The following is an 18387-nucleotide window of genomic DNA, read 5'->3' as shown; positions in this document are numbered from 1 at the left end:
CCGGCCGTCGCCCTCCGACCGGCTCCTGACAGGTCGGCGCCGTCCGTCTCTGCCACGTCGCGTCCCGCTGTGGACGGTGCCCGTGGCTCGCGCCCCCGTGCGCGAATACGAAGCGTTTCGCAACCGTCGAGGCCGTGTACGCGGGGCCGCGCACCACCTAGCGTCGCTCCGGTACGAATTGTGAGCGCTAACATCACCTCGACGGAGAGGTTCGGCATGAGCCAGGAGCCGGGACGACCGGAACACCCCCGCCCGAGCACGTCCCTCTCCCGTCGCCGGCTGCTGCAGCTGGCGGGCGTGGCGGGACTGGCCGCCGCCGCCGGCCCGCACCTGGGCCCGGCAGCCCGGTCGTACGCCGCCGAGCTGGCCCAGGCCCGTGCCGAGATCGGCACCCGCGCCCGGCCCTTCGAGCTCGGCCAGGTGCGCCTTGCTGCGAGCCGCTGGACCCAGAACCAGGACCGGACGCTCGCGTACCTGCGCAGCGTCGACGTCGACCGCCTGCTCTACAACTTCCGCGCCAACCACCGGCTCCCGACGCAGAACGCCCAGCCGCTCGGCGGCTGGGAGGCCCCGACGTTCCCGTTCCGCAGCCACAGCCAGGGCCACTTCCTCACGGCCTGGGCACAGGCGTGGGCGGTGCTGGGCGACACCACGTGCCGCGACAGGGCCGCGACGATGGTGGCGGAGCTGGCCAGGTGCCAGGCCAACAACGGCGCCGCCGGGTTCGCCGCCGGGTACCTGTCGGGCTTCCCCGAGTCCGAGTTCTCCGTCGTCGAGACGGGGACCGGCAACGGCAACGTGCCGTACTACGCGATCCACAAGACGCTGGCCGGGCTGCTGGACGTCTGGCGGCTGCTGGGCAGCACGCAGGCGCGCGACGTCCTGCTGCGGTTCGCCGCCTGGGTGGACGTCCGCACCGCCCGGCTGTCCCTGACGCAGATGCAGACCTGTCTGCGGGTCGAGTTCGGCGGCATGAACGCGGTCCTGGCCGACCTCTACCTCATGACCGACGACCGGCGCTGGCTCACCGTCGCGCAGCGCTTCGACCACGCGTCGTCGTTCGACCCCCTCGCCGCGAACCGCGACCAGCTCAACGGCTCGCACGCCAACACGCAGGTGCCCAAGTGGGTGGGCGCGGCGCGCGAGTACAAGTCCACCGGCACCACGCGCTACCGGGACATCGCCCGCAACGCCTGGGCGATCACCGTCGGCGCGCACACGTACGCGATCGGCGGCAACAGCGAGGCCGAGCACTTCCGGCCCGCGGGGGCGATCTCGACGTACCTCGACACCGACACGTGCGAGCAGTGCAACACGTACAACATGCTCAAGCTCACGCGCGAGCTGTGGTCGCTGGACCCCGACGACCCGCGGTACTTCGACTTCTACGAACGGGCGCTGCTCAACCACCTGCTCGGCGCGCAGAACCCGAGCGACCCCCTCGGCGGCTTCTCCTACTTCACACCGCTGCGTCCCGGCGGCCGGCGCGGTGTGTCCGCGGGACCGGCCTGGGGCGGCGGCACGTTCTCCACGCCGTACACGACGTTCTGGTGCTGCCAGGGCACCGGAATCGAGACCAGCACCAAGCTCATGGACTCCATCTACTTCTCCGAGGGCACCACGCTCACGGTCAACCTGTTCATGCCGTCCACCCTGACGTGGACGTCCCGCAACCTGACGGTCACCCAGGCCACGTCGTACCCCGTCGCGGACACCACGACCCTGACGATCGGTGGAAGCCCGTCGGGGTCCTGGACGGTCCGGGTGCGGATCCCGTCCTGGGCCGCGGGCGCCTCAATGACCCTCAACGGGACCCCGCTGGGCACGGCGGCGGCACCCGGCACCTACGCGGCGGTCACCCGCACGTGGGCGGCGGGCGACGCGCTCACCGTCCGGCTCCCCATGAGCGTCCGGGTCGAGCCGACCAACGACGACCCGCGCACGGGCGCGGTCTTCTACGGTCCGGTCGTGCTCTCGGGCAACTACGGTGACCGCGCGCTGTCCGGGCCGCCGACGCTCGACGTCGCGTCCGTCACGCGCACCGGCGCCTCCTCGCTGGCGTTCACCGCGCGGGCCGACGGCCAGGACGTCGGGCTCGGCCCGTTCTACGACGCCCACGGCCACAACTACACGGTGTACTGGCGCACCAGCGGCCAGGGTGGAGGTGCCGCGGGGACGTCGGGACCGTACCGCCTGGTCAACGCCGCCAGCGGCATGGTGCTCGGCATCTCGACCATGTCCACGGCCGACGGAGGCCTGGCGCTGCAGTGGGCCGACAACGGCACCGCCGACCACGACTGGGTGCTCGTGCCCGACGGAAGCGCGCTCAAGCTGCGCAACGTGCACAGCGGCAAGGTGCTGGGGGTCGAGAACATGTCCACCGCGGACGGCGCTCGCGTCCTGCAGTGGGGCGACACCGGGACGGCCGACCACCGCTGGGTGCTGGTGGACGCCGGCGACGGCACCCACCGCGTCCGCAACGTCCACACGTCACGGGTCCTGGGGATGCAGGGCAACGCCACCGCGCAGGGGGCCCAGGCCGTCATGTCGGGCGACGACGGGAGCGCCGACAACCGCTGGCGCGTCGTGCCCACGGGTGCGCGACGACTGCAGAACCGGAACAGCGGCCTGGTGCTCGGGGTGTCCGGCATGTCGACCGCGGACGGGGCGCTCGTCGTGCAGTGGGTCGACACCGGCACGGCGGACCACCTGTGGTCGGCCGTCCTCGGCACCGACGGGCTGCTGCGGCTGCGGAACCAGCACACCGGCAAGGTGCTCGCCGTCGACGGCACCGGCAACGGCGGCCGTGCGGTGTCCACCACGGACACGGGCGCCACGACCCAGCGGTGGCGCCTGCGGTACGGCTCCGACGGGTACTTCCGGCTGCAGAACGCGACGGGTCGTGTCCTGGGCGTGGACGCGATGTCGACGACCCAGGGTGCCCAGGTCCTCGTCTGGGACGACAGCGGCACCGCCGACCACCTCTGGCGGTTCGTCTGAGGTCACGTCACGTCACGTCCCGTCACGTCACGTCACGACGACGCGGCCCGGCCAGGTCCGGCGCGGTCGCCCGCGACGTCGTCCCGGAGGTCGAGGCGTGAGACCGAGGCGAGCGGATGGACGGCAGTCGCCAGCGTGATGGCGAGCGTCGCAGCAGTTGCCGGCCATCTGCGGGCCGTGCGACCGTCGACGGTGCCGTCATCTGGCGGCAGGCGCCCGGTCGGGCACCGGTGCGATCTCTCGTGTCGTCGTCGCTCGTCGAGATCGCGCCCGGGCAATCGCCCGAGCCAGGGGCACCAGGGACAGCGAGGACCCCGTCACGGCGAGCGCGGCGAGGGGCGCCGACGACAGCGGGATCGTCATGATGCCGGGGATCGCGAGGACCCCGGCGAGCGTCGCCACCACGCCGGCGCGACCCCCGCCCGACGCGAGGAGCGGGAACCCGAGCACCAGGAGAGCCATCAGCGCGAGCGTGAGGAGCTGCCCGCGCTGCGCGTCCGTGATCACGTCGCCTGCGTTCACCGCCAGGACGGCGACGACGAGTGCGGCGGCCGCCAGCGCGGGAAGCGCGACGACGATGGCGGCGGGTACGAGCGCGGAGCGTGGCGGTGGGGCGACCGGCGCGACGCGGCGACCGAGCCACCAGGCGACCACCAGCAGCGCGCCGACGACGAAGGGGGCGGCTGCAGTGAAGGCCCACGACGGTGAGCCGTAGTACCTGCCGGGGTCGATCGCCGTGGACAGCGGCGTGCGGACGTCGAGCTCGTTCGTGTGCCAGACCAGGGCGTCGTTCACGACGATCGCCAGGGCCAGGACGAGGGGCGCCGCCGTGAAGCGGGAGCCGCGGCGGGCGAGCCCCCGGGTCGCGGACCAGGTGAGCAGCAGGCACACCCCGATGGACCACGCCCAGCCGGAACCTTCGTCCCAGACCATGCCGCGCGTGACGCTGTCCGCGTGGTCGCCCGCCGCGGCCCGGAGGACCGGCTCTGCGGCCAGCATCGCGAACGCGGCGACCACGAGCGCGAGGACGAGGCCGACGACGGGCTGCACGAGGTCGGGAGCCGTGTGAGCAGGGCCGACCTGCCGGCCCCGCACCGGTTGAGCGTCGATGGGCGCCGACCCGGGCTCGACGCGGTCCGTCCGGGACAGGGCCGTCGACACGGGATGGACGGCCGCCGCCAGGCAGACGGCCAGCGCTCCGAGCGCCGCGCCCGCCAGCTTCTCGCCGGGAGCCCCGGCCCACCAGGTCAGCACCAGCGGACCGACAGCGACGACCGTGACCAGACCGGTCAGCACCCTGCCGACCCGTCCGGTCCCGCCGAGCAGCAGCGCGGCAGTGATCGCGACGGCCAGGCGGGCGCCGGGGTCGACGAGCATGCTCAGGACGAGGTCCGACGTCCCTTCGCGGCGGGAGCGGGACCACAGCAGGGACGTCGCTGTGACGACGGCGGCGACGGTGAGCGGAGCGAGGACCACCAGGGCGGTACGCGTCGCTGCGCTCGACGGGACCGACGGGTCAGGTCGGCCGTCCGCGGTCGCGCGTCGGGCCGCCGCGCGCGCGACGACGGTGACGGCCACGGCGAGGAGGAACGGCGTCACGATCCCGGGTCGGACGGCCCAGGACGACAGGAGGTCGTTCTCGGGGAGGACGAGACTGACGACGCCCGGCACCGGACCGGGCCAGGGGACGGCGATCGCGAGCAGGCCCTGCTGATAGTCCGACCTCCACGACGTGACGACCCAGAGCGCGATCACGCCCAGGGCGATCGCCGGGACCCGCCACGGGTGGCCCAGCCGGGCCTGGCGGCGGGACGCGACCCACACGACCGAGCACCACAGCACGACGGTCAGCGTCCAGCGCACCGTGACGAGGACCACCTGGTCCTCGGGCCAGCCGTACCCGGCCGACGAGCGGCTCTCCAGGACGTTGTTCCAGACGACCATCGCGTACGTCAGTGCGAGGACGACGACGCCCACGGCCGCGACGAGAGCCTCCGGTCGCCGTCGCAGGTCGATGAGCTGGCGGGCCGGGTCCATCCAGACCACATCGGGACGTGCAGGGACGATCTTGACCCGCAGCGACGTGCGGCGCGCGATGATGGGGCGTGGCTCCCGACCAGGTCGTCTACCGGCGCTACGCGCCCCCGCCGAGCGCCCGCGGGATCGTCGAGCACCTGTGGGTGGTCCGGCTGCCTGACGGCGTCGTCGAGCGCGAGGTGCTGCTGCCGGACGGGCACGGGCTCGTGACGGTGTCCGTCGGCGTGCCGGGGGAGCACATCGACCCGTTGACGCAGGCGCGGACGCCGGACCGCAGCGGAATCCGGGGGCTGGCCGACCGCGCATTCGTCCGGGAGCAGCGCGGTCCGTCGGTCCGTCTGGGGGCGCAGCTGGACCCGGTGGGCCTCGCGCGCATGGGCGTGCGCGCAGGCGCTCACGAGCCCGTCGCTGTGTCGGCGGTGCTCGGCGCGGAGGTGGAGGACGTGTGCGCGACCGCTCTGGAGCAGGGACGGGACGCTGATGCCGCCGCTCTCCTCGGCTCGACGCTCGTGGCGCACGCCGTGCCGGTGCCGGTGGGGTCGCCGCTCGAGGCGCTCGGCCCGGTGCTGCGCAGCGTCGTCGAGCAGCGCGGGCTCGTCCGGGCCTCCGACCTGGCCCGGCACGCCGACCTCGCCGTCGGGGTCCTGCACCGGGAGGTCGTCGAGACTCTCGGGATCACCCCCGAGGCGTTCCTGGCGGCCGTGCGGTTCTCGGCGTTCGTGCGGGACGCCGTCGGGCCCGGCCCGGTGCGGCCCCAGGACGTGCTCGCGGTCCTGCAGTGGTACCTGCGCGCCGGCTACCCGCCCCGGGAGGTGGAGCGGTTCACGGGGCTGAGCCACCTCGAGCTGCGACGGCTGGAGTCGGGCATCGCTGCGGCGCTCGGGGTCGCCGCCTGACGTTAGGGTTTCACCTCGTGAGCGAGCGCATCAGGGTGGCCGTGCTGGGTGCGGCGGGACGCATGGGGTCGACGGTGGTCCGCGCGGTGCAGGACGCTCCCGACCTGGAGCTGGTCGCCGCGGTCGACGCCGGCGCGGACCTGGCGGCGGTCGTCGACGCCGGGGCGCAGGTGGCGGTGGACTTCACCGTCCCGTCGGCGACCGAGGGCAACGTGCACGCGCTCGTCGACGCCGGGGTCCACCTGGTGGTCGGCACCACGGGCTGGGACGACGACTCGCTCGCGCGGGTGCGGGACCACCTGGCCGACCGGCCCGGGGTCGGCGTGCTGGTGGCCCCGAACTTCGCGCTAGGCGCCGTGCTGGCCATGGCGTTCGCGGCGCGGGCCGCGCGCTGGTTCGAGTCGGTCGAGGTGATCGAGCTGCACCACCCGGACAAGGTCGACGCGCCGTCGGGGACCGCGCGTCACACGGCCTCCGCGATCGCGGCCGCGCGCGCCGCCGCTGCCCTCGGTCCCGTGCCGGACGCGACCACGCAGAGCCTCGACGGGGCGCGCGGGGCCGACGTCGACGGCGTGCGGGTGCACTCGGTGCGGCTGCGCGGGCTCGTCGCGCACGAGGAGATCCTCCTGGGCAACGCCGGCGAGCAGCTGACCATCCGGCACGACTCCTTCGACCGCGTCAGCTTCATGCCGGGCGTCCTGCTGGCCGTGCGCCAGGTGGGTGCGCGGCCCGGGCTGACGGTCGGCCTCGAGCAGCTGCTCGACCTGGCGTGACCGTGGCTGCCCGATCGAGCCGGCTGCGCTGGACGTCCGTCGCCGCTGCCGTCGCCCTCACCGGGCTGCTCGGCCTGTACGTGTGGCTGGTGGCCAGCCGCGCGACCGCGCTCATCCGCACCGGTGAGCCCGTGGGGGTCGGCCTGGGCATCGCGTTCTGGATCCTGCCGCCGCTCGTCATCTGGCTGGTCGCCCGCGAATGGCGCCTCGCCATCGACGTGCAGCGGATGGCCGACGAGCTGGCTGACGCCGACGAGCTGCCCGTCGACGACCTGCCGCGGTCGCCGGGCGGACGCATCGACCGTGCCGCCGCACGGGAGGCGTTCGAGCCGGCTCGCGCGCAGGCCGAGGCGCAGCCCGACGACTGGCGCTCCTGGTACCACCTGGCGTTCGCCTACGACGCGGCGGGGGACCGGCGGCGCGCCCGCGAGTCGCTGCGGACGGCCAGCCGGCTGCACCGCGCCTAGATCGAGGCGGACCAGCGGTGCTCGGTGACGGTCCGCACCGAGCCGTCGGGCATGCGGCCCGAGACCAGCTCGCGGACCACGTCGTCGGGACCGAGCCCGGCGGAGGCGAGGAACTGCGCGCGCGCGTCGTCGCCGTCGAGCACCCACGTGTGCACCTGGTCGGCGCCGTCCTCACGCAGCGTGTCGACGGCAGCGGCGAGGAGTCGCGACCCGTGGCCCACGCGCTGGTGGGCGGGCTCGACCTCGAGCGCGAGGATCGCGCCGCCCGGGGCGTCGAACGGCCGGTCCTCCGCGGCGGGGACCGGCGCGACCGACACGACGCCGACCACGGTCGGTCCGTCGCACGCGACCAGCACGCGGTAGCCCGCACCGGGCGGGGACGAGACCGCCGACGCCCACTGCGCCTCGATCGCGGACGCGTCGAGCAGGTCCAGCGCGCCCTGCCCCAGGACCTCGACGTGCGACAGCTGCCACGCCTCGACCTGGATGCGGGCGATCGCGTGCTCGTCGCCCCGGACCGCGGGGCGGACCGAGACGTCGGCGTTGTCGGTGAACAGGGGCACTAGAGGACGCCGACCGTCTCGCGCTGGTCGTCCGACGCCTTGGGCGGGTTGGTGACCGGCCCGCGGGCGTCGCCGGCGACGGGGACGGACTTCGGCGGGTGCTTGGCCGAGATCTTGTCGATCCAGGCCAGCGCGACCGCCGACAGGATGAAGGCGAGGTGGATCGCCGTCTGCCACAGGAGGACGGCGTTGCCCTGGGGCTCCTCGAGGATGGCCTCGGCCCGGATGAAGCTGGCCAGCAGGTGGATCGAGGAGATGCCGATGATCGACATGGCGAGCTTGGTCTTCAGCACGTTCGCGTTGACGTGCGAGAGCCATTCCGGCTGGTCCGGGTGGTCGTCGAGCTTGATCCGGGACACGAACGTCTCGTAGCCGCCGATGATCACCATGATCAGCAGGTTCGCGATCATGACGACGTCGACCAGGCCCAGGACCGCGAGCATGATCGCGGACTCGTCCATCCCGCCGTGCAGGAACACCTCGTCGAAGATGTGCGCCAGCTCGACCATGAACTGCCAGACGTAGATCGCCTGGGCGACGATCAGGCCGAGGTAGAGAGGCACCTGCAGCCAGCGCGACAGGAAGATGATGGAGCCGAGCGAGCTGCGCTGGGCGGCAGTGGCCACGAGGGGGTTCCTCCGGGGTGACGAGGTGCGGACGCGCGACTGCAGCGCCCGACGAGGCGGGTTCGGACACCCAACGGCCGACGGCCGTCGATGGTGCCCATGGTCTCAGGGCATGCCGAGTGCGCGGAGCACCGCTGCGGTGACCGCGGCGAGCAGGACGACGACGATGAACGGTGCGCGCAGGGCCAGCGCGATCGCGGCGACGACGAGCGCGGGCAGCCGTGCGTCGAGCACGAGCTCGTTGCCGCGCGTGGCGGTCTGCACGGCGACGAGCGCCGACAGCAGGGCGACGGTCACGAGCGCGGCGGTGCGGGCGACGCGCGGCTCGGCGAGCCAGTGCTTGGGCACGAGGTGCCCCGCGAGCTTGAGCGCGAAGACGACGGCGCTGGCGACGATCAGCGCGACCCAGGTCGCGGCCGCGCTCATGCGGCCGGCTCCGGCTCGCGGGCGACGAGGCCCGCGACGATCGCGACGACGGCGGCCAGCAGCACGGGGATCCCGGCGGGCACCAGGGGAGTGAGCGCGAGCGCGACGACGACGGCGCCGACGGCCACGGTCTGCGCGAGGCGCGAGGCCGGGCCGGTCACGCGCGGCCAGACCAGGCCGAGGAACGCGGCGGCCGCGGCGGCGTCGAGCCCGTACCGCGCCGGGTCACCCATGCGGTCGCCGGCGAGGGCGCCGACCAGCGTGAACACGTTCCAGAGCACGAAGACACCCACGCCCGTCCACCAGAAGCCGAGCCGGGCCGCGTGCGGTGCCTCGTGGGCGGTCGCCACGGCCGTCGACTCGTCGATGGTCAGCTGGGCGGCGAGCGGACGACGCCAGCCGCGCGAGTCGATGAGCGGTGCCACCTGCGGGCCGTAGAGGCCGTTGCGGACGCCGAGCAGCCCGGCGGTCGCGATGGCTGCGCCGGGCAGACCACCTGCGCCCACGACGCCGATGAACGCGAACTGCGAGCCGCCCGAGAACATCAGGAGGCTCAGCGCCATGGCCTGCGGGACGGACAGCCCGGCGGCGACCGCCAGGGCGCCGAACGAGACGCCGTACAGGCCGGTGGCCAGGGAGACCGAGACGGCCTGCCGGATGGCTGCCCGTCCCTCCGCGTCCTGCGTCACGCGGGCAACTGTGACACAGGCTCTCGTCCTCAGATCGCGACGTACACGCTGTCGAGATACTCCTCGAGGCCCGCCTCGCCGCCCTCGCGGCCCAGGCCCGAGGACTTCACACCGCCGAACGGTGCGCTCGCGTCGGAGACGATCCCGCGGTTCACGCCGAGCATCCCGGTGTCGACCGACTCCGCGAGCCGCATGACCCGGGCGATGTCCCGCGTGTAGGCGTACGCCACCAGGCCGAACGGGGTCGAGTTCGCCAGCGAGACGCCCTCCTCCTCGGAGCCGAACGTCACCACGGGGGCGACGGGGCCGAACGTCTCCTCGGTGATCACGCGCAGGTCGGCGGACACCCGGTCGAGGACCGTCGGCGCGTAGAAGTACCCCGGGCGGTCGGGCCGGTCGCCGCCGATCCGGACGCGGGCGCCCGCGTCGACGGCTTCGGCGACGACCTCCTCGACGCGGTCGACGGCCGAGGACTCGATGAGGGGACCGACCGTGGTGCCCTCGTCGGCACCGTGCCCGACGACCAGGCGGTCGAACGCCTCGGTGAGCCCCGCCGTGAACTCCTCCGCGACGGACGCGTGCACGAGGAAGCGGTTGGCGGCGACGCACGTCTGGCCCGCGTTGCGCATCTTGGCCTGCACGGCACCCTGCACCGCGGCGGGGATGTCGGCGTCCTCGAACACGAGGAACGGCGCGTTGCCGCCCAGCTCCATCGACGTGCGCAGGATGTTGTCGGCCGACGCCTTGAGCAGCGCGGCACCGACCTCGGTGGAGCCGGTGAAGGAGAGCTTGCGCAGCCGCGGGTCCGCCAGGAGGGGACCGGAGATCGTGCGCGCCGACGCGGACGGCACCACGTTGATGACGCCCGTCGGCAGGCCGCGTCCCTCCAGCTCCTCGCGGATGATCTCCGCGACGTACGAGGTGGTCAGCGGGGTGAGCTGGGCCGGCTTGATGACGACGGTGCACCCCGCGGCCAGCGCCGGGGCGACCTTGCGCGCGATCATCGCGATCGGGAAGTTCCACGGCGTGATGAGCAGCGCCGGTCCGACGGGGCGCCGCAGGACGAGCTGGTGGTTCGTCCCCGACGGTGCACGCCGGGCCAGACCCTCGAAGCGGACGGCCTGCTCGGAGTACCACCGGACGTAGTCGGCGCCGTACGCGACCTCGGCGCGCGACTCGGCGAGCGGCTTGCCGCCCTCGGCCGTCACCAGCGCGGCGATGTCCTCCGTGCGCGCGGTCAGCGTCTCGAAGACCGCCCGCAGCAGCTCGGCGCGCACGCGGGGGGCGGTCGCGCGCCACTGCGGGAACGCAGCGGACGCCGCGGTGAGGGCGTCGAGCGCGTCCTGCTCACCGCCGTCGGCCACGTCGAAGAGCGTCTCGGTGGTGGCGGGGTCGGCGACCTCGAACGTCCTGCCCGAGGACGCAGGGCGCCATGCCCCGTCGATCAGGACCCCGGTGGGGACGTGGGCGGCGACGGTCGGGGGCAGGGACGGCGGCGTCATACCCAGCAGTATGTCGTCCACGGCGCGTCGGCGCGACGAGCCGCCGCCGGCGGCGACCTACGATGGCGCGCATGACGGAGACGCCCACGCCGTACGAGGACCTCCTGCGGCTCGTGCTGGAGACCGGCACCCCGAAGGCGGACCGCACCGGCACAGGGACCCGCAGCGTGTTCGGCCACCAGATGCGCTTCGACCTGTCGGCGGGGTTCCCGCTCGTGACGACGAAGCGCGTCCACCTGCGCTCCATCGTGCACGAGCTGCTGTGGTTCCTGCGGGGCGAGTCGAACGTCGCCTACCTGCACGAGAACGCCGTGACGATCTGGGACGAGTGGGCGGACGCCGACGGCGAGCTGGGGCCGGTGTACGGCGTGCAGTGGCGCAGCTGGCCGACGCCGGACGGCGGGCACATCGACCAGATCAGCGAGCTGCTGGCCAACCTGCGCCGTGATCCCGACTCCCGCCGGCACATCGTGTCGGCCTGGAACGTCGCGGACATCCCCTCGATGGCGCTCGCGCCGTGCCACGCGTTCTTCCAGTTCTACGTCGCCGACGGCCGGCTCTCCTGCCAGCTCTACCAGCGGTCCGCGGACCTGTTCCTCGGCGTGCCGTTCAACATCGCCTCCTACGCGCTGCTGACCCACATGGTCGCCCAGCAGGTGGGCCTCGAGGTCGGCGACTTCGTGTGGACCGGCGGGGACTGCCACATCTACGACAACCACGTCGACCAGGTCCGCGAGCAGCTCAGCCGGACGCCGTACCCGGCGCCGACCCTCGAGCTGCGCCAGGCCGACTCGCTGTTCGACTACACGTTCGACGACGTCCAGGTGGTCGACTACCGGTACCACCCCGCCATCAAGGCGCCGGTGGCCGTGTGAGCCTGGCGCTCGTCTGGGCCCAGACCCCCACCGGGATCATCGGGCGCGACGGCACCCTGCCGTGGCACGTCCCCGAGGACATGGCCCACTTCCGCGAGCTCACCCGCGGGCACCCCGTGATCATGGGCCGGGCCACGTGGGCGTCGCTGCCGGCCCGGTTCCGGCCGCTGCCCGGCCGCGACAACGTCGTCCTCACCCGCACACCCGGGTTCGAGGCCGCCGGTGCGCTCGTCGTGCACGGCATCGACGAGGCGCTCCGGCTGGTCGGGGACCGCGACGCCTGGGTCATCGGCGGGGGAGAGGTCTACCGGACGTTCCTCCCGCTCGCGCAGCGCGTCGAGCTCACCGTCGTGTCGCTCGACGTCGGCGGCGACACGCGTGCCCCGGCCCTCGACCGCGGCACCTGGCGGCGCGCGAACGTCGACCCCGACCACGGGTGGCACGTCTCGTCGGCCGGCGGCACGCGGTACCGGTTCGAGTCGTACCTGCGCGCCTGAGGGGCGGAACCGCACCGCGACGTGCGCACGCGGGGCGGTACCGTGGCCCCATGCCGCGCACCTCCACGCCCGCCCGCCCGTTCGGGTCCGTGCTCACCGCGATGGTCACGCCGATGACGGCGGACGGCGCGGTCGACCTCGCCCGGGCCGTGCAGCTCGCGAAGCACCTGGTGGACCACGGCAACGACGGGCTCGTGCTCAACGGCACCACGGGAGAGGCGTCGACGACGCACGCGCCCGAGAAGGCCGAGCTGGTCCAGGCTGTCGTCGAGGCGGTCGGCGACCGCGCCTGGGTCGTCGCCGGTGCCGGGTCCAACGACACCGCGCACGCGGTCCGCATGGCCGAGCAGGCCGCCGAGGCCGGCGCGCACGGGTTGCTCGTCGTGAGCCCGTACTACTCGCGACCCTCGCAGGAGGGGATCCGCCGGCACGTCGAGGCGGTCGCCGACGCGACCGAGCTCCCCGTCATGCTGTACGACGTGCCCGGCCGGACCGCCGTGCGGTTCGCCCCCGCGACGATCGCCGCGCTCGCGCGCCACGACCGGGTCGTCGCCATGAAGGACGCCGGCGGTGAGGCGTACGCCGCCGCCAAGTCGATCGCCGAGACGGGCCTGGCCTGGTACTCCGGCGACGACAGCGCCCTGCTGACCCTGCTGGCGCACGGCGCCGTCGGGATCGTGGGTGTCTCGACCCACGTCGTCGGGCGGCAGGTGTCCGAGATCGTGGCCGCGTTCGACGCCGGCGACCACGCCGCTGCCCTCCAGACCTTCCGATCGATCACTTCCGTGATCGACGCGCTCAACGGTGCCGGCTTCCAGACCGTCTCCGCGAAGGCCGCGCTCCAGGTGCTGGGCGTCCTGCCCGAGCGCTCGGTGCGCCTCCCGCTCGTCCCCGCGACCGACGACGAGCTCGCGCAGATCCGCGACGGCCTGCGGGCCGCCGGGCTGCTCGAGCTCAGCGTCGGCGATCGCATCTGATCCCACCAGGAGCCACATGAGTCACCCGCATCCCGAGCTCACCCTGCCGCCGGCGCTGCCCGCCGGCGCCCTGCGCGTCGTCGCACTGGGAGGGCTCGGAGAGGTCGGCCGCAACATGGCCGTCCTCGAGCACGCCGGACGTCTGCTCGTCATCGACTGCGGCGTCCTCTTCCCCGAGGACCACCAGCCCGGTGTCGACCTGATCCTCCCCGACTTCGAGTACATCAAGGACCGTCTCGACGACATCGAGGCGATCATCCTCACGCACGGCCACGAGGACCACATCGGCGCCGTCCCGTACCTGCTGCGCCTGCGCAAGAACATCCCGCTGGTGGGCTCCAAGCTCACGCTCGCGTTCATCGAGGCCAAGCTGAAGGAGCACCGCATCCAGCCCGTGACGCGCGAGGTGCGCGAGGGGCAGACCGCGACGTTCGGCGGGTTCGAGTGCGAGTTCGTCGCCGTCAACCACTCCATCCCCGACGCGCTCGCGGTGGCCGTGCACACCGCCGCCGGGACCGTGCTGCACACCGGCGACTTCAAGATGGACCAGCTGCCGCTCGACGGCCGGATCACCGACCTGCGGGCCTTCGCACGCCTCGGTGAGCGCGGTGTCGACCTCTTCATGGTGGACTCCACCAACGCCGAGGTCCCCGGGTTCGTCGCGCAGGAGCGCGGGATCGGCCCGGTCCTGGACCAGGTCTTCGCCGACTCGACCAAGCGCATCATCGTCGCGTCGTTCGCGTCCCACGTGCACCGGGTCCAGCAGGTGCTCGACGCGGCGTACACCCACCAGCGCCGCGTCGCCCTGGTCGGCCGGTCGATGGTGCGGAACATGGGCATCGCCGCGGATCTCGGCTACCTCAAGGTCCCGGAGGGTGTGCTGATCGACCTCAAGCAGGTCGACTCCCTGCGCGACGACGAGATCGTGCTCATGTGCACCGGCTCGCAGGGCGAGCCGATGGCTGCCCTGTCCCGGATCGCGAACAACGACCACAAGGTCTCCGTGGGCCCCGGCGACACCGTGATCATGGCGTCGTCGCTCATCCCCGGGAACGAGAACGCCGTCTTCCGCGTGATCAACGGCCTCACCCGGCTCGGCGCCCGCGTCGTGCACTCCGGCAACGCCAAGGTGCACGTCTCCGGCCACGCCAGCGCCGGTGAGCTCCTCTACTGCTACAACATCCTCAAGCCGCGCAACGTCATGCCCGTGCACGGCGAGATCCGGCACCTCGTGGCCAACGCGGCGCTCGCGGTGCAGACCGGCATCCCGGCCGACCGCGTGGTGCTCGCCGAGGACGGCGTCGTCGTCGACCTGATCGACGGCCGCGCCCGGATCGTCGGCGCCGTGCCGTGCGGGTACGTCTACGTCGACGGCTCCAGCGTCGGGGAGATCACCGAGGTCGAGCTCAAGGACCGCCGGATCCTGGGCGACGAGGGCTTCATCTCGATCTTCGCCGTCGTCAGCTCCGCCGACGGCAAGGTGCTGGCGGGACCGCAGATCCACGCCCGCGGGTTCGCCGAGCAGGACGCCGTCTTCGACGACATCCTCCCCGAGCTCACCGCCGCGCTGGAGGAGTCCGCACGCAACGGGAACTCCGACGCGCACGTCCTGCAGCAGGTCATGCGCCGGGTCGTGGGCCGCTGGGTGTCCAACCGGCTGCGTCGTCGTCCGATGATCATCCCGGTGGTCGTCGAGGCCTGAGCACGCTCGGTCCGCCGTTCGGCCTGCACGGCCCCCGCCCTGTCCGCAGGCCGGGGGCCGTCGCTCGTCAGGCCGGCGTCACCCCGGTGACCTCGTCGGCCGTAGGAACGTCGTCGTCGGCGGTGGGTGGCGTCCCGTCAGCATCGCCGGTCCGCCGTGACGCTGCCGCCGAGCCGGCCAGGATCAGGCCGGTCGCCGCGAGCACCGTGATCGTGATCACCTCGTCGAGGACCAGGGCGCCAAGGGCGACCGCGACGACGGGGTTGAGGTAGGCGACGAGGGTGGACCGGGCGGCCCCGACCTCGACGATCAGCCGGAAGAACAGCACGAACGCCAGCGCGGTGCACAGGGCGCCGAGGCCGGCGAGTGCCAGGACCGCGTCCACCGGCGGCCACGCGTGCGGGCCGGTCACCAGCACGACGGGTGCGTACGCGAGCGCGGTGATGCCCAGGCACGTGGCCGTCAGCGGGATGGCCGGGACCTCGCGCAGCGACCGGTCCGCGATGATCGGTGCGGCCGCGTACCCGAGCGCCGCGAGGAGCACCTGGGCGACGGCCCAGGGGTCTCCGCCGGCCGCGCCCGGCCCGAGCAGCAGCGCCACGCCACCGAGGCCGACGAGCAGACCGATCCAGCGCACGAGCGCGACCGGCCGCCGGTCGCCCACCAGGCGGCCCAGGATCACCGCGGCGATCGGGACGGTCGCGACGAGCAGCCCCGTGGTCGAGCTCGACAGGGTGCGCTCGGCGTTCGACAGCAGGATCCACGGCAGCACGATCTCCAGCACGGCGAACCCGAGGACGGCTGGCCAGTGGCCGCGCAGCACCCGCAGGCCACCACCGCGCAGCGCGAAGGGCAGGAGGAGCAGGGCCCCCAGCGCGGTGCGCACGAACACGACCATGACGGGCGTGACGTCGGTGACGGCGATCTTGATGAGCAGGTAGGGGACGCCCCAGATGATCCCGACGGTGACGAGCAGGAACCAGCCGCGGCGGCTCATGAGGACGTCGGCAGGGGACGACGAGGACGCATGCGCCCACCGTAGGACCGCCCGCCGACACCGTGCCCGGGAGGTCTCGAGCGGGTCCGGTCAGTCCGGCGTCACGCCCCGGAACTCCGCCAGCCGCTCGTGCTCGACCTCGACCGCCGCCCGGGTCCTGCTGGTCCACGGCACCCACTCGTCGAGCTCGAGCGCGAGCCGCTTGCCCTTCGCGCGCGGTCGCCACGTGCCGACGACCTCGCCGTCGGCCAGCACGGCACCCGGCCGGCCGATGCTCGGCCAGAGCGCCTTGTGGCGCGCCTTGTCGGGGACGACGAGCTCGCGGTCCCGTCCCTGCAGGAAGAGGTCGTAGGGGCCGAGCAGCCGGACGAGCGGCTCGTCCGGTGGGTCCTCCAGCGCAGCGCGGTCGGCAGCCAGGATGCTGGCGCGCGTCCCGTCGACCTCGACCTCCACGGCGTCCTTCGGCCACCGCTCCTTGACGTCCCGGACGGCCGAGTCGAGATACTCGGCGGCCTGCTTCGGGGTCAGCGGACCCAGCAGGTGCAGCAGGCCGCGCAGCAGGTCGACGGGTCCGTCGTCGCCGTCGTCCGCGCGCTCGAGGTCGCCCACCTGGCTCGCGGGCCAGCGCGCGATGCGACGCAGGACCGGGGGTGACGTGCCGGGCTCCAGCTCCAGACCCCCGTGCAGCGCGGCGAGCCGGAACATCCCTTCGTACATGTGGGTGGCCTGGCAGCCGGGGCACCAGCGCAGGTACGGCTCGCTCATCCGCGCGGTCATCCGGGTGGAGAGCGTGCCCTTCACCATCGGCTCGTCGACCACCTCGTGCATGGTCCGGGACGCGGTCGCGAGCGCGTCGAGGACGCAGATGCCGGCAGCCGCCAGGGGAGCCGACGCGTTGATGACCCGCTTGGCCGCATCGGCCTCGGAGTAGGGGCGCACGGCCTTCTCGACCGCTCTCAGGTCCGCGCGACGGTAGGCGTGCGGGGACATGCGGACGGTCCAGGCCAGCGCGAGCTCGCTCGGCCACTGCGTGGCGCGGACCGGCACGCCCCGCAGCGCCAGCGCCCAGAGCGCCCCGTCGGGACCGGTGTCCTGCACCCCCAGGTCGAGGACCGCGGCGTCGTCGGGCCGTCGGTCCTCCCGGACCGGCCGGTCGAGCTGCTGGGCGTGCACGCGGTACCGAAGCACCTGGGATCGGCTCACGGTCATGGACCCACCGTGGCACGCAGGACCGACACGGGCAGGTCAGCCGTCGAGGATGCCCTGGCCCGCCGCGCGCAGCACCTGCACGTACCGCTGATCCGCGCCGTCGGGCAGGAGCCCGTCGAGCTCGAGCTCCACCAGGCCGTGCACGAGCGCCCACAGGCCGAGCGCCGGCTCCTGCGCCGTGGTCTCGTCGCCCAGCACCCGGGCGACGGCGTCACGCAGGACGAGGAACGTCGCGCTCGCGGTGGCGGGGCCGCGGGTGCCGTCCTGCAGGCCCGCGCCCACCGCGCCGAACATCACGCGGTAGAAGTGCGGGTCGGCCAGGGCGTTCTCCCGGTAGGCGAGCCCGAGGCCGAGCAGGTCGGCGGCCGGGTCGGCGGTGCGGGGGACGGTGGCGAGCCGCTGGGCGAACCGGGCGAACGCCTCGTCGCCGACGGCGCGGACGAGGTCCTCGCGGCTGCCGAACAGCGAGTACACGGCGGACGGCGAGGTGCCCGCGCGGACGGCGAGGTCACGCACCGTCAGCGCGACCGCTCCCGCGGTGGCGACGACCGCCGAGGCCTCCTCGAGCAGGCGGGCGCGGAGGGCGTCGTCGTGCACGCGGGGACGGGCCATGCGGCGAGTCTAGGCTCTTGACCCCGGTTTCCGCACAGTGTTCTATAACACCGTTCGCAAACGAGGAGGAATGCCATGATCGAGCTCACCGAGGCCGCTCGGGTCACCGCCGGCATCGTCGCCCTGTCGGTGGTCGCCATCGAGTCCGGTGGCGCGTTCCTGCTGCGCGTCGTGACGGGCAAGGAGGAGGTCACCGAGTTCCAGAAGAGCTTCTTCCGCGCCGGGCACGCCCACGCGGGCGTGCTGGTGACGCTGGGGCTCGTGTGCCTGGTGCTCGGCGAGGCGACGACGCTGACGGGCTTCTGGCGGTGGCTCGCGCAGACGGGGGTGCTGCTCGCCGCCATCGTCATGTCGGCCGGGTTCTTCCTCGCGGCGGTCGGACGCGGTCGCCAGCAGCCCAACCGGGCCGTGATCCTGCTCGGCGTGGGCGCCGTCCTGCTCGCCGCCGGGGTCGTCACCCTGGGTGTCGGCCTGCTGCTCGGGTGAACGGGCGCCCGACACGCGCCCGACCGCCGACGTGTCGCGGGTGGCCCCGACTA

18 protein-coding genes are annotated in these 18387 nt (G+C 73.5%); 9 read left to right on the top strand and 9 right to left on the bottom strand.

All coding sequences use genetic code 11. The features are described 5' to 3' along the window. Positions 1-180: 180 nt before the first annotated feature. Positions 181-3000 (top strand): beta-L-arabinofuranosidase domain-containing protein, encoded by a 2820-nt coding sequence (locus CXY01_RS06110; RefSeq protein WP_222594497.1) that lies wholly within the window; start codon positions 181-183, stop codon positions 2998-3000. A 198-nt stretch (positions 3001-3198) separates the two neighbouring features. Here the strand turns inward: CXY01_RS06110 and CXY01_RS06105 are convergent, their stop codons facing one another. Beyond that, the gene (locus tag CXY01_RS06105; RefSeq protein ID WP_146926222.1) at positions 3199-5037 is read right to left on the bottom strand and encodes a hypothetical protein; all 1839 of its coding nucleotides are present in this window, start codon (positions 5035-5037) and stop codon (positions 3199-3201) included. Positions 5038-5105: 68 nt separating this feature from the next. Between CXY01_RS06105 and CXY01_RS06100 the strand changes: the two genes are divergently transcribed. The 3 genes from CXY01_RS06100 to CXY01_RS06090 are packed head-to-tail and all read left to right on the top strand — an operon-like array spanning position 5106 to position 7173. Further along, positions 5106-5933 carry a hypothetical protein gene (locus tag CXY01_RS06100; RefSeq protein ID WP_146926221.1) on the top strand — a complete coding sequence of 276 codons (828 nt, stop codon included), beginning with the start codon at positions 5106-5108 and terminating at the stop codon, positions 5931-5933. A gap of 17 nt (positions 5934-5950) precedes the next feature. Then, positions 5951-6706 carry a 4-hydroxy-tetrahydrodipicolinate reductase gene (gene dapB, locus CXY01_RS06095; protein ID WP_146926220.1) on the top strand — a complete coding sequence of 252 codons (756 nt, stop codon included), beginning with the start codon at positions 5951-5953 and terminating at the stop codon, positions 6704-6706. Between the two features lie 2 nt (positions 6707-6708). Continuing rightward, complete coding sequence (locus CXY01_RS06090; RefSeq protein ID WP_146926219.1) at positions 6709-7173, top strand: hypothetical protein; 465 nt, start codon at positions 6709-6711, stop codon at positions 7171-7173. Here CXY01_RS06090 and CXY01_RS06085 read toward each other — a convergent pair. The 5 genes from CXY01_RS06085 to CXY01_RS06065 form a co-directional block, all read right to left on the bottom strand. Beyond that, positions 7170-7736, bottom strand: a complete 567-nt coding sequence (locus CXY01_RS06085) for a GNAT family N-acetyltransferase (RefSeq protein WP_146926218.1) — start codon at positions 7734-7736, stop codon at positions 7170-7172. The two genes, CXY01_RS06090 and CXY01_RS06085, sit on opposite strands and share 4 nt — an antisense overlap. Then, positions 7736-8362, bottom strand: a complete 627-nt coding sequence (locus tag CXY01_RS06080) for a TIGR00645 family protein (protein WP_146926217.1) — start codon at positions 8360-8362, stop codon at positions 7736-7738. The genes CXY01_RS06085 and CXY01_RS06080 overlap by 1 nt, the downstream gene beginning before the upstream one ends. A 105-nt stretch (positions 8363-8467) precedes the next feature. Continuing rightward, complete coding sequence (locus CXY01_RS06075) at positions 8468-8788, bottom strand: AzlD domain-containing protein (RefSeq protein ID WP_146926216.1); 321 nt, start codon at positions 8786-8788, stop codon at positions 8468-8470. Continuing rightward, complete coding sequence (locus CXY01_RS06070) at positions 8785-9477, bottom strand: AzlC family ABC transporter permease (protein WP_146926215.1); 693 nt, start codon at positions 9475-9477, stop codon at positions 8785-8787. Before CXY01_RS06070 ends, CXY01_RS06075 begins: the two co-directional genes overlap by 4 nt. A gap of 29 nt (positions 9478-9506) precedes the next feature. After that, positions 9507-10979 carry an NAD-dependent succinate-semialdehyde dehydrogenase gene (locus CXY01_RS06065; RefSeq protein ID WP_146926214.1) on the bottom strand — a complete coding sequence of 491 codons (1473 nt, stop codon included), beginning with the start codon at positions 10977-10979 and terminating at the stop codon, positions 9507-9509. A gap of 71 nt (positions 10980-11050) precedes the next feature. On the opposite strand from CXY01_RS06065, the gene CXY01_RS06060 reads away from it, so the two are divergent. The 4 genes from CXY01_RS06060 to CXY01_RS06045 are packed head-to-tail and all read left to right on the top strand — an operon-like array spanning position 11051 to position 15030. After that, on the top strand, positions 11051-11854 hold the full coding sequence (locus CXY01_RS06060; protein ID WP_146926213.1) for a thymidylate synthase: 804 nt from the start codon (positions 11051-11053) through the stop codon (positions 11852-11854). Continuing rightward, complete coding sequence (locus CXY01_RS06055; RefSeq protein WP_146926212.1) at positions 11851-12351, top strand: dihydrofolate reductase; 501 nt, start codon at positions 11851-11853, stop codon at positions 12349-12351. The genes CXY01_RS06060 and CXY01_RS06055 overlap by 4 nt, the downstream gene beginning before the upstream one ends. Positions 12352-12401: 50 nt before the next feature. After that, positions 12402-13328 (top strand): 4-hydroxy-tetrahydrodipicolinate synthase, encoded by a 927-nt coding sequence (dapA, locus tag CXY01_RS06050; protein WP_146926211.1) that lies wholly within the window; start codon positions 12402-12404, stop codon positions 13326-13328. Between the two features lie 16 nt (positions 13329-13344). After that, complete coding sequence (locus CXY01_RS06045; RefSeq protein ID WP_146926210.1) at positions 13345-15030, top strand: ribonuclease J; 1686 nt, start codon at positions 13345-13347, stop codon at positions 15028-15030. Between the two features lie 67 nt (positions 15031-15097). Here the strand turns inward: CXY01_RS06045 and CXY01_RS06040 are convergent, their stop codons facing one another. The 3 genes from CXY01_RS06040 to CXY01_RS06030 form a co-directional block, all read right to left on the bottom strand. After that, positions 15098-16027, bottom strand: a complete 930-nt coding sequence (locus tag CXY01_RS06040; RefSeq protein ID WP_146926209.1) for a DMT family transporter — start codon at positions 16025-16027, stop codon at positions 15098-15100. A 90-nt stretch (positions 16028-16117) separates the two neighbouring features. Beyond that, positions 16118-17236, bottom strand: a complete 1119-nt coding sequence (locus CXY01_RS06035) for a DNA glycosylase AlkZ-like family protein (protein ID WP_146926208.1) — start codon at positions 17234-17236, stop codon at positions 16118-16120. A 36-nt stretch (positions 17237-17272) separates the two neighbouring features. Further along, positions 17273-17848 (bottom strand): TetR/AcrR family transcriptional regulator, encoded by a 576-nt coding sequence (locus CXY01_RS06030; protein ID WP_146926207.1) that lies wholly within the window; start codon positions 17846-17848, stop codon positions 17273-17275. Positions 17849-17923: 75 nt separating this feature from the next. On the opposite strand from CXY01_RS06030, the gene CXY01_RS06025 reads away from it, so the two are divergent. Next, the gene (locus CXY01_RS06025; RefSeq protein WP_146926206.1) at positions 17924-18334 is read left to right on the top strand and encodes a hypothetical protein; all 411 of its coding nucleotides are present in this window, start codon (positions 17924-17926) and stop codon (positions 18332-18334) included. Positions 18335-18387 lie beyond the last annotated feature (53 nt).

The organism is Cellulomonas xylanilytica (assembly GCF_007989805.1).
Classification (GTDB): Bacteria; Actinomycetota; Actinomycetes; order Actinomycetales; family Cellulomonadaceae; genus Cellulomonas; species Cellulomonas xylanilytica.
Note: the sequence above shows the minus strand (reverse complement) of the source record. Positions and strands in the feature narration are given on the sequence as shown.

Excerpts from the sequence above, each read along its gene's own strand:
- dapA (WP_146926211.1), top strand. The coding sequence starts at position 12,402 with ATGCCGCGCACCTCCACGCCCGCCCGCCCGTTCGGGTCCGTGCTCACC.
- CXY01_RS06035 (WP_146926208.1), bottom strand. The coding sequence starts at position 17,236 with ATGACCGTGAGCCGATCCCAGGTGCTTCGGTACCGCGTGCACGCCCAG.
- CXY01_RS06075 (WP_146926216.1), bottom strand. The coding sequence starts at position 8,788 with ATGAGCGCGGCCGCGACCTGGGTCGCGCTGATCGTCGCCAGCGCCGTC.
- CXY01_RS06030 (WP_146926207.1), bottom strand. The coding sequence starts at position 17,848 with ATGGCCCGTCCCCGCGTGCACGACGACGCCCTCCGCGCCCGCCTGCTC.
- CXY01_RS06045 (WP_146926210.1), top strand. The coding sequence starts at position 13,345 with ATGAGTCACCCGCATCCCGAGCTCACCCTGCCGCCGGCGCTGCCCGCC.
- CXY01_RS06025 (WP_146926206.1), top strand. The coding sequence starts at position 17,924 with ATGATCGAGCTCACCGAGGCCGCTCGGGTCACCGCCGGCATCGTCGCC.
- CXY01_RS06060 (WP_146926213.1), top strand. The coding sequence starts at position 11,051 with ATGACGGAGACGCCCACGCCGTACGAGGACCTCCTGCGGCTCGTGCTG.
- CXY01_RS06065 (WP_146926214.1), bottom strand. The coding sequence starts at position 10,979 with ATGACGCCGCCGTCCCTGCCCCCGACCGTCGCCGCCCACGTCCCCACC.
- CXY01_RS06105 (WP_146926222.1), bottom strand. The coding sequence starts at position 5,037 with ATGGACCCGGCCCGCCAGCTCATCGACCTGCGACGGCGACCGGAGGCT.
- CXY01_RS06040 (WP_146926209.1), bottom strand. The coding sequence starts at position 16,027 with ATGAGCCGCCGCGGCTGGTTCCTGCTCGTCACCGTCGGGATCATCTGG.